This window comes from Actinosynnema sp. NPDC091369 (assembly GCF_044757065.1).
Taxonomy (GTDB): domain Bacteria; phylum Actinomycetota; class Actinomycetes; order Mycobacteriales; family Pseudonocardiaceae; genus Actinosynnema.
In genome coordinates this window covers 126,420-135,942 of sequence record NZ_JBIVUG010000004.1, presented here as the reverse complement: position 1 = coordinate 135,942, position 9,523 = coordinate 126,420, and the positions used below count along the sequence as shown (strand labels likewise).

General features: G+C 73.2%; 9 protein-coding genes. 3 read left to right on the top strand and 6 right to left on the bottom strand.

From position 1 onward, the window contains the following. Positions 1-5: 5 nt before the first annotated feature. Positions 6-506 carry a winged helix-turn-helix domain-containing protein gene (locus ACIQMJ_RS17130; protein ID WP_499761930.1) on the bottom strand — a complete coding sequence of 167 codons (501 nt, stop codon included), beginning with the start codon at positions 504-506 and terminating at the stop codon, positions 6-8. Positions 507-580: 74 nt separating this feature from the next. Between ACIQMJ_RS17130 and ACIQMJ_RS17125 the strand changes: the two genes are divergently transcribed. Then, positions 581-1,405, top strand: a complete 825-nt coding sequence (locus tag ACIQMJ_RS17125) for an aldo/keto reductase (RefSeq protein ID WP_499761929.1) — start codon at positions 581-583, stop codon at positions 1,403-1,405. Positions 1,406-1,445: 40 nt separating this feature from the next. Here ACIQMJ_RS17125 and ACIQMJ_RS17120 read toward each other — a convergent pair whose 3' ends face one another. Continuing rightward, positions 1,446-1,955 carry a DUF2087 domain-containing protein gene (locus ACIQMJ_RS17120; protein WP_499761928.1) on the bottom strand — a complete coding sequence of 170 codons (510 nt, stop codon included), beginning with the start codon at positions 1,953-1,955 and terminating at the stop codon, positions 1,446-1,448. A gap of 62 nt (positions 1,956-2,017) precedes the next feature. Here ACIQMJ_RS17120 and ACIQMJ_RS17115 point away from each other — a divergent pair, with 62 nt between their 5' ends. After that, entirely contained in the window at positions 2,018-2,815 is a 798-nt protein-coding gene (locus ACIQMJ_RS17115) for a hypothetical protein (protein ID WP_499761927.1), read from the top strand. A 396-nt stretch (positions 2,816-3,211) separates the two neighbouring features. Here ACIQMJ_RS17115 and ACIQMJ_RS17110 read toward each other — a convergent pair whose 3' ends face one another. The 4 genes from ACIQMJ_RS17110 to ACIQMJ_RS17095 all read right to left on the bottom strand — a co-directional run bounded on the left by ACIQMJ_RS17110 (position 3,212) and on the right by ACIQMJ_RS17095 (position 8,145). After that, positions 3,212-4,348, bottom strand: a complete 1,137-nt coding sequence (locus ACIQMJ_RS17110) for an ABC transporter substrate-binding protein (RefSeq protein WP_499761926.1) — start codon at positions 4,346-4,348, stop codon at positions 3,212-3,214. A 160-nt stretch (positions 4,349-4,508) separates the two neighbouring features. Then, positions 4,509-4,685, bottom strand: a complete 177-nt coding sequence (locus tag ACIQMJ_RS17105; protein WP_499761925.1) for a hypothetical protein — start codon at positions 4,683-4,685, stop codon at positions 4,509-4,511. Positions 4,686-5,023: 338 nt separating this feature from the next. Then, positions 5,024-7,405 (bottom strand): glycoside hydrolase family 65 protein, encoded by a 2,382-nt coding sequence (locus ACIQMJ_RS17100; protein ID WP_499762454.1) that lies wholly within the window; start codon positions 7,403-7,405, stop codon positions 5,024-5,026. A gap of 23 nt (positions 7,406-7,428) precedes the next feature. Then, on the bottom strand, positions 7,429-8,145 hold the full coding sequence (locus tag ACIQMJ_RS17095) for an HAD family hydrolase (protein ID WP_499761924.1): 717 nt from the start codon (positions 8,143-8,145) through the stop codon (positions 7,429-7,431). Between the two features lie 70 nt (positions 8,146-8,215). Here ACIQMJ_RS17095 and ACIQMJ_RS17090 point away from each other — a divergent pair, with 70 nt between their 5' ends. Further along, complete coding sequence (locus ACIQMJ_RS17090; protein WP_499761923.1) at positions 8,216-9,523, top strand: NAD(P)/FAD-dependent oxidoreductase; 1,308 nt, start codon at positions 8,216-8,218, stop codon at positions 9,521-9,523.

Below are 9,523 nucleotides of genomic sequence, written 5' to 3'. Positions count from 1 at the left end.
GCCGGTCACCCGGCGGGCGCGTCCCGCTCCACGACGACCTCGCCGGCGTGGTCCACCCGGTAACCGACGCCGCGCACGGTGGTGATGATGGACGCCGCCTCGCCCAGCTTGTGCCGGAGGCGCCGCACGTGCACGTCCACCGTCCGGGTGTCCACGGTGCTCGTCGTGCCCCACACGCTCGCCATCAGGGCGGCCCGGCGGTGCACCCGGTGCGGGTTGGCGCACAGGTGGTGCAGCAGGTCGAACTCCAGCCTGGTCAGCTCCACCGGCACGCCCCGGTGCAGCACCCGGCGGGAGTCGACCAGCACGCGCAGCACCGGTCGGGCCCGCGCGACCGGCAGGTCGACGACCACGTCCGAGCGCGGCAGGTCCAGCGCCGAGCGCAGCGCCTCGGCCAACCGCCCCGCCGTGTCCGCCACGCGCGCGGCCGGTGCGGAGACGCGGATGAGCACGGTCACCTCGACGTCCGCCGCGTCGAAGCCCGTCACCTCGGGCAATGCCGTCACGGGGTGATCGGACCAGTGGGGCGTGACGCGCGTCAACGGCTCCCAGCCCGTGGGAGGCGTTGACAGCGGGCATGATGAGACCCATGAGGACCACCACCCTGAACAACGGCGTGACCATGCCGCAGCTCGGTTTCGGCGTCTTCCAGGTGTCCATTGAGGACACCTACGACGCGGTGACCGAGGCGTTGCGGGTCGGCTACCGCAGCATCGACACGGCCGCGGCCTACCGCAACGAGGAGCCCGTCGGCCGCGCCGTGGCCGACTCGCCCGTGCCGCGCGACGAGATCTTCGTGACCACCAAGCTGTGGAACTCCGACCAGGGCTACGACGAGGCGCTGCGCGCGTTCGACGCGAGCCTCGGCCGGCTCGGCCTCGACCGGCTGGACCTGTACCTCGTGCACTGGCCCGCGCCCGGGCAGGACCGCTACGTCGACACCTGGCGCGCGCTGGGCAAGCTGTACGCCGACGGCCGCGTCCGGGCGATCGGCGTGTCCAACTTCCAGCCCGCGCACCTGGAGCGGATCGTGGAGGCCACCGGTGCGGTGCCCGCGGTGAACCAGGTCGAGCTGCACCCGTGGCTCCAGCAGGCCGAGCTGCGCGCCTTCCACGCCCGGCACGGCATCGTGACCGAGGCGTGGAGCCCGCTGGCGCAGGGCGCGCTGCTGTCCGACCCGGTCATCACCGGCATCGCGGCCAAGCACGGCCGCACGGCCGCCCAGGTCGTGCTGCGCTGGCACGTGCAGCTGGACAACGTGGTGATCCCCAAGTCGGTGACGCCCGGCCGGATCGCGGAGAACGCCGCCCTGTTCGACTTCGAGCTGGACGAGGAGGACATGGCGGCCATCAGGGGACTGGACCGGGGCGAGCGCACCGGTCCCGACCCCGACTCGTTCGGCTGAACACGGCCGAAGATCGGACCACCGAACGACCTGACCGCCGCTAGACGCTCACCGGGCCGCCGGTACGCCAGTACACGCCGTCGTCCCGGCTGAGCAGCCCTTCGTCCACGAGGTACCGGCGCACGGTCACGTGGTCGACCTCACCGCCGTCGCACCACCGCTTCAGCACCTCCACCACGTCCCGCTCGGGGTACCGTCTACCCGGCTCGAACGCGGTGCTCACCTGTTCGAGCACCGCCCGCCTGCGTCCGCGCTGCGCGGGGAGCTTCACCAGCCGCCCATCCCGCACGAACGGGTCCTCCTGGACCCGGTTCGCCTGTTCGACCCGGGTGGCTTCCTTGAACAGTTCCTCGCGCAGTCGCAAGCCCGACCCGTCGGTGACGACGAGTCCCGCCGACCGCAGTCGGCGCAACGAGTTCTCGACCCGCCGAACGTCCAACCCGGTCGCCTCGGTGATGTCCGCGGTCGTGCGGGCGCCCAGGACCAGCGCGGCGGCCACGCGCAACCGCTCGGGTTCGGCCAGCAGTCCGATCAGTGAATCAGGGGTCACGCTCCGAGCTAACCGAAGCCCGCGGTCTGGTGCACGCGCCTTTCGGGCGGACCTTAATAGCCGTGCGCACTGATCACCTCTTCCCCCTGGCGTCGGTGGAGCCGGTTTTCGGCATGCCGATCGAGAACGCCCGCAAGTTCCAGCAGGTGGCCGCCGAGCAGGACCTCGTCATCGACGTGCGGGCGACGAACCCGCACGCGGTGGCGTGGCTGCGCGAGGGCGCGCTGCCCAAGCCCGAGGCGGTGAAGGCCAAGACCATCGACGACCTGGACGTCCGGCTCGGCGCGGCCCGCCGCCACCGCGGCCTGGTCGGCTACTTCCGGCCCGAGTTACCCCGCTTCGACCTGCACGACCGGCTGCTGCGCCGCTACGACCAGCGGCGCGCGGAGTTCGAGGCGCTGCGCGACAAGATGGCCCGGTTCGAGCGGCGCGGGGAGTTCGTGGTGCGCGACGGGGTGGTGCACGGTGTCGACCGGGACGGCGGGCTGCGGCCCCTGACCGGCGATCACGACGTGTTCGACATCCACGCCTCCGGCGGCGCGTACCTGAGCAGGCGGCGCTACGACCGGGCCGTCGCGACGATGATGTCGATGGACATGGGCGTCACGCACGGCGCCCACATGTACTGGGAGCCCACGACGAAGTCCGACCTCGCGATGTTCGAGTCGATCGCCCGCAGCGGCGACCCCAAGCTCCGCTTCCACCCGGACGGCACCATGACCGCGGGCGCCTACCGCCGCTTGAACGCGGGCACCAGCGCGATCACCACGCCCGCCAAGGCGGCCCGCCCGTACGCCAGGGTCTCCCACGTGGGCAGGCCCAGGACGGTGGTGTCCTCCGCGTCGGTGATGAACAGCTGACCGTAGAGCAGCAGGAGCAGGACGCCGTAGCACCGCGCGTGCTGGTGCCGCCACGCCAGCAGCACGCCGGCCAGGCCCGTGCACACGTACAGGGTGTGGACGGCTCCCTCGCCCATGGGCAGGAACGGGATGGAGGCGAAGACGATCTGCAGCAGGCCGACGAGGAGCGCGAGGAGTTGCGCCCGGCTGAACGACGGGGTCTCCGCCTCGGACCCCGGTCGGGCCTTCTTCCCGGTACGCCGTTCGGTCACGGCAGCCTGGTTCCGCATGACACCGGGTTACCCGCGCCCGTTCGGCTCATCCTCGCCCCCCGGTGACCTCCCCTTTCGGGGCATATCGCCCAACACCGTGCGGCGTTACGGCTAACCGGCCGGTCGCACGCAGGTCAGCGCACGACTAGCGCAGCAGCGGGTCGATCTCCGCCGCGGCGTCCGCAATCGCCTGATCGGGGCGGCGCTCACCGGTCAGCACCCGCGTCGCCATCGCGGCCACGGCGCGGGAGATCTCCGGGTACTTCGCGCCGTACGCGGTGGGTGTGCGCGCCGACCGCAGGCCCGCGGCGAAGCCCGGCACGTTGGGGTCCCACTGCCAGGCCAGCTCGTCCACGGTGTCGGTGCGGTTGGGCAGCGCGCCCAGGCCGCCGCCGAACTCGGTGGCGTTGTCGGGGTGCTCGGCCAGCCAGGTCAGCACGTCCCACGCCCGCTCGGCGCGGGCGTTGCGCCCGACCACCCCCGTCTGACCGCCGAGCAGGCCCGCCGCGCCCGCCGCGCCGTCGGGCAGCGGGGCCGCGGCCCAGTCCAGGCCGGCCTGGTTCAGCTCGGGCGCCGCGGCCGGTCCGGTGATCACCATCGCGCAGCGGCCCTCGGCGAACCGCTGCCGGGCGTCGTCGTCGGTCCAGCCCAGCGCGTCGGCGGGGGTGCTCCGGTCGGTGTTCACCAGGCCGTCGAGGAGGGCGAGGGCGTCCAGGGAGGCTTGCCCGCCGATGTCGGTGACGTCGCCGCCCGCCTGCCACAGCAGCGGCAGGAACGTGGCGGTCAGGTCGTCGTCCTTCGCGCCGAAGCACAGCCCGGAGCGCTCGGTCGAGGTCAGGGTCCGGGCGGCGGTGCGCAGCCCGTCCCAGGTCGTCGGCGGGTCCGCGAGGCCGGCCGCGGCGAAGTGGTCGCGGTTGTAGACGAGCGCCGTGGTGGTGGTGCGCAGCGGAACGCCGTGGACACGCCCCTGGTGGGTGACGCTCTCGCGCACGGCCGGGAGGAACCGGTCTTCGAGCTCCCACCGGTCGAAGCGGTCGGTGAGGTCGGCCAGGGCGCCGCCCTCCGCCAGCCGGGGCAGGTCGGCGGCGTCGACGGCGGCGATGTCGGGGAACACGCCGGACGCCGTCGCCTCGGCGAGCTTGACCCGGAACTCGGGGTGGGACAGGGAGGTGCGCTCGATCCGCACGTCGGGGTGTTCCTGGTGGTACCGGGTGAGGAGGCTGTCCACGGCCTGGTCGGCCATGGGGGAGTGGTTGAGGTAGTCCCACCAGGTCAGTGTCACCTGTTCAGGGGTCTCGGTCTGCTCTGCGTTGCAAGCACCGGCGGCGAACAGGGCCACTGCGCAGAGCAGTGCTCGTGCACGCATTCCGCTCCACCCTTCGGGGTAGGCGACCTTTACGGGCTGCGCTCGTCCTACTCTGCTGCGTGAGGCGGTGTCAAGATCAGAGGTGGTTCAGACCTCCGGTGGGCGGCGTGGCGGAGGCCGGCCCGGGTGTCGTGCCGGGCGGGGGCGCGGCCCGCCCGCCCGGTTCGTCCGGCGCGGCGGGCCGGGCCGGCTCGGGCAGGAGGTCGGCGAGGTAGGTCGCCGCCAACTCGTCGTAGATCGGTGTTGAGCTCACGTTCCGGCATCCTGTCCGGCCGCGGGCCGCCGCGCTGCCCCTCTCACTCCTGTGGGTTACGTTTCGCCGGGAAGCAGCCGGTCCGCGCCCGCACGATTGCGGAGACGGTTTCCCCTGGTCACGGGTGCCGCCGGGTGGGCGACGCCGGGCCGAGGGGCGGCGGTCCCGACCGGGCGAATGATCCGGATCACGCGGTCGTCCCCGAAGTCGGCGGTTGAACTCCGGTAACAGGGGTAACCCAGCCTGCGATGAGGGCTTAGGCGGCCACCGCCCCCCCACTGGCCGCCTGACAAGTCCCGGCCGGGCTCCCCTCCCCCCCAAGAGTCCGGCCGGGCACCTCATCCACGATCTTCTTGTCCCGCCGCGATTTCCCGTTCCGGGTCACCCGGAACGCCTGTGAACGGCCGGACCGGCGGCACCCGGCGCGCGGGTGCGCGGTTCGCCGGCTGGCACAGCTCGGGTGGCCGCGGCGCGTCCGGTGTGGACATCGTGACCGGGCGGCCCGGCTCGACCACGATCGGCTCGCCGTGGTGGCTGGTGCGCAGCGCGTCGCCCGCCACGATCCGGTAGGTCACCGACCCCGGGCCGACCTCCACCGCGAAGCGGGTGCCGCGGAACGACATGTGGAACGCCATCCCGGTCAGCCCCGGCGGCAGGCGCGGCGCGAACGACAGCTCGCCGTCGTGGTCGCGCATCCCGCCGAACCCGGCCACCAGGGCTACCCACGCGCCCGCCAGCGAGGCCATGTGCAGTCCGTTGTGGACGTTGCGGTGCAGGTCGTGCAGGTCGGTGAACGCCGCCTCGGCCAGGTAGTCGTAGGCCAGTTGCAGCGCGCCCACCTCGGCCGCCAGCACCGCCTGGGTGCCGGCCGACAGCGACGAGTCGCGCACCGTCCTCGCCTCGTAGTAGGCGAAGTTGCGGGCCTTCTGCGCCGCCGTGAACGCGTCACCGCGCACGTGCATGGCCAGCACCAGGTCGGCCTGCTTGACCACCTGCTTGCGGTACAGGTCGAAGTAGGGCCGGTTGAGCAGCAGCGGGTACTCGTCGGCGTCGGTGGCCTCGAAGTCCCACTCGGCGTGCGAGGTGAACCCCTCGTTCTGCTGGTGCACGTCGAGCAGGTCGTCGAACGGGATCAGCATCCCGTCGGCGGCCTTGCGCCAGTCCTGCGCCTCCTCGGGGGTCACGTCGAGCCGCTCGGCCACGTCCGGGTGCCGCTCGCACGCGTCCGCCGCGCCGCGCAGGTTCTTCTGCGCGATGAGGTTGGTGTAGACGTTGTTGTCCACCACCGCCGAGTACTCGTCCGGCCCGGTCACCCCGTCGATGCGGAACCCGCCGTGCTGGTCGTGGTGGCCCAGCGACGTCCACAGCCGCGCCGTCTCCACCAGGATCTCCGCGCCGCACTCGCGCTCGAACGCCCGGTCACCGGTCGCGTTCACGTACTGGAGCACGGCGTGCGCGACATCGCCGTTGACGTGGAACGCGGCCGTGCTCGCGGGCCAGTACGCCGAGCACTCCGCACCGCTGATCGACCGCCACGGGAACGCCGCGCCGCGCTGGCCCAGCACCTCGGCCCGCTCCCGCGCCTTGGGCAGCGTCGAGTGCCGCCACCGCAGCGCGTCCCGCGCCGCCTCCGGCACGGTGTAGGCCAGCACGGGCAGCACGAACATCTCGGTGTCCCAGAACGCGTGCCCGTCGTAACCGGGCCCGGTCAGCCCCTTGCCCGGGATCGCCCGCGTCTCGCCGCGCACCGCCGCCTGCATGATGTGGAACAGCGCGAACCGCAACGCCTGCTGCAACTCGTCGTCGCCGTGCAGCTCGATGTCGGCGACCTCCCAGAAGTCGTCCAGGAACCGCCGCTGCTCGGCCAGCAGGCCCTCCCACCCGGTCTGCCGCGCGCCCGCCAGCGCCGCCTCCACCTGCGCCCGCAGCGCGGGCACCGAGCGCTGCGCGGACCAGCCGTAGCCGAGGTACTTCACCAGCCGCAGCTTCCCGCCCGCAGGCACGTCCACGGCGGCGGTGAAGCGGGCCAGGTCACCCTCGGCGCGGATCTCGGTGCGCACGCCGTCGTCCACCTCGAGCTCGTGGTCCATCGCCGCGGCCATCCGCAGCCCCGAGTTGCGCGCGTGGTGCGCCAGCACCGCCCGGTAGTCCTCGGCGTGCGCGAAGTCCGCCACCAGCGGCTCGTTCAGCGCCGCGGCCACCCGCGGGTCGTCGCCCTCGTTCTCCACCGGCTCGTTGGCCAGCAAATCGGACTGCACGACGAGCTGCACGTCCTCGCTCGGCTCGACCTCGTAGAGGATCGCCGCGACCGCGCGCTGGGTCAGCGACACCAGCCGCTCGGTGCGCACGGTCACCCGCCGTCCGGTCGGCGACTCCCACTCGGTGCAGCGGCGCAGCGTGCCGGTGCGGAAGTCCAGCTCCCGCTGGTGCGCGTGGGCGCGGCCGTAGCGCATGTCCAGCGGCTCGTCCTCGACCAGCAGCCGGATCACCTTGCCGTCGGTGACGTTGACGACCGTCTGCCCCGCCTCCGGGTAGCCGTAGCCGGACTCGCCGTAGGGCAGCGCGTGCTCCTCGTAGAACCCGTTGAGGTAGGTGCCGGGCAGGCCGCGCGGCTCGCCCTCGTCCAGCGTGCCGCGCAGACCGATGTGCCCGTTGGACAGCGCGAACACCGACTCCGTGCGCCGCAGCTGGTCCACCGCGAGACCGTCCCAGCGCACCATCCAGGGGTGGACCTCCCAACCGCTCACAGCAGCTCCGAGAGGTCTTCGACCACGACGTCCGCGCCGTGCGCGAGCAGCGCCTCCCGCTGACCGGTCCGGTCCACGCCCACCACGTGCCCGAACCCGCCCGCGCGCCCGGCCCGCACGCCCGACAGCGCGTCCTCGAACACCGCCGCGTGCGCCGGGTTCACGCCCAGCAGCCGCGCGCCCACCAGGAACGAGTCCGGCGCCGGCTTGCCCTTGAGCCCGTCGCGGCTGATCACCACGCCGTCCACCAGGGCCTGCACGAACGGGCTCAGGCCGGCCGCGTCGAGGACCTTGCGGGCGTTGGCCGACGACGTCACCACGCCGATGCCCAACCCCTCTCCCTCCACCGCGCGCAGGTACGGCGCCGTGCCCGCGTAGGGGGTCACGCCTTCGTGTCGGATGATCGCCTCCAGCAGGTCGTTCTTGCGGTTGCCGACGCCGTGCACGGTGTCGGCGTCGGGCGGGTCGTCGGGCTCGCCCTCGGGCAGCGTGATGCCGCGCGAGGCGAGGAACTCCCGGACCCCGTCGTAGCGCGGCCGGCCGTCCACGTACTTGAGGTAATCCGACTCGGCGAACGGCGGCTCGCCGCGCGGGCGCAGGAAGTCGTCGAAGGTGCGCCGCCACGCGCGGCGGTGCAGCACGGCCGTGCTGGTCAGCACGCCGTCGAGGTCGAAGAGACAGGCGGTGATCGCGTCGGGCAGTCCCAGGGCCATGGTCGTTGTCTACCCCTTCCGGGTCCGGGGTACCCGCTGGCGGAACGCACACCGTCGGAGGGGTCGGGCCATGGGCAAGCCACGCGTGCTGGTCGTGGGAACGGGCTTCGCGGGCTACCACTGCCTGCGCACGCTGGAACGCGTGCTGCCCGCCGACGCCGCCGAGCTGGTCGCGGTCAACCCCACCGACTACATGCTCTACGTGCCGCTGCTGCCCGAGGTCGCGGGCGGTTCGCTCGACCCGCGCCGGGTGGCCGTGCCCCTGCGGCCCAAGCTGCCGCGCACCCGGCTGGTGCAGGCGCACGTCACCGGGCTCGACCTGGCCGCGCGCACGTGCACCGCCGTGGACGTCGAGGGGCGGGAGCAGGTCCTGGAGTGGGACCGGCTCGTGCTCACGGCGGGCTCGGTCACCCGGCTGCTGTCGATCCCGGGGGTGGCAGAGCACGCGTTCGGGTTCAAGTCGGTGGCCGAGGCGGTGTTCCTGCGCGACCACGTGCTGCGGCAGGTCGAGCTGGCCGAGCAGGCGACCGACCCGGCGGAACGGGCGGCGCGCGCGACGTTCGTCGTGGTCGGCGCCGGGTACACGGGCACGGAGCTGGTGGCGCAGGGTCAGCAGCTCACCCGGTCGGCGTTGCGGGGGCGACGCGGCCTGGCGGAGTCGGAGATCAAGTGGGTGCTCGTCGACATGGCGCCGCGCGTGCTGCCCGGCCTGGACGAGCGGCTGTCCGGGCCCGCGGCGCGGGTCCTGCGGGGCCGCGGTGTGGACGTGCGGCTGGGGACCAGCGTCGAGGAGGTCACCGCGGAGTGCGCGAAGCTGACCGACGGCAGCGAGATCCCGACGCGCACGCTCGTGTGGTGCGTGGGCGTGCGGCCGGACCCGTTGGTGGAGTCGGTCTCGCTGGCCACGGTGAAGGGCCGGGTCGTGGTCGACCCGACGCTGGCCGTGCCGACGCACCCGCACGTGTTCGCGGCCGGTGACGTGGCGGCCGTGCCGGACGTGTTCAACGGCGGCCGGCCCACCCCGATGACCGCGCAGCACGCCGAGCGGCAGGGCAAGCTCGCGGGCCGCAACGTCGCCGCGTCCCTCGGGTACGGCGACGTGGGCACCTACCGGCACCGCGACCTCGGGTTCGTGGTCGACCTGGCCGGCGCGCAGGCGGTGGCCAACCCGCTGCACGTGCCGCTGACCGGCCTGCCCGCGAAGGCCGTGGCGCGCGGCTACCACCTGCTGGCGATGCCGGGCAACCGGCTGCGGGTGGCGGTGGACTGGCTCACCGACCTGCTCGCCCGCCGCCAGGTCGTCCAGTTCGGGCTGGTCCCGGAGGCGGGCGTGCGGTTGGGCGAGGTGGAGAAGATCGGCGTCGCCGACCGGCGGTGA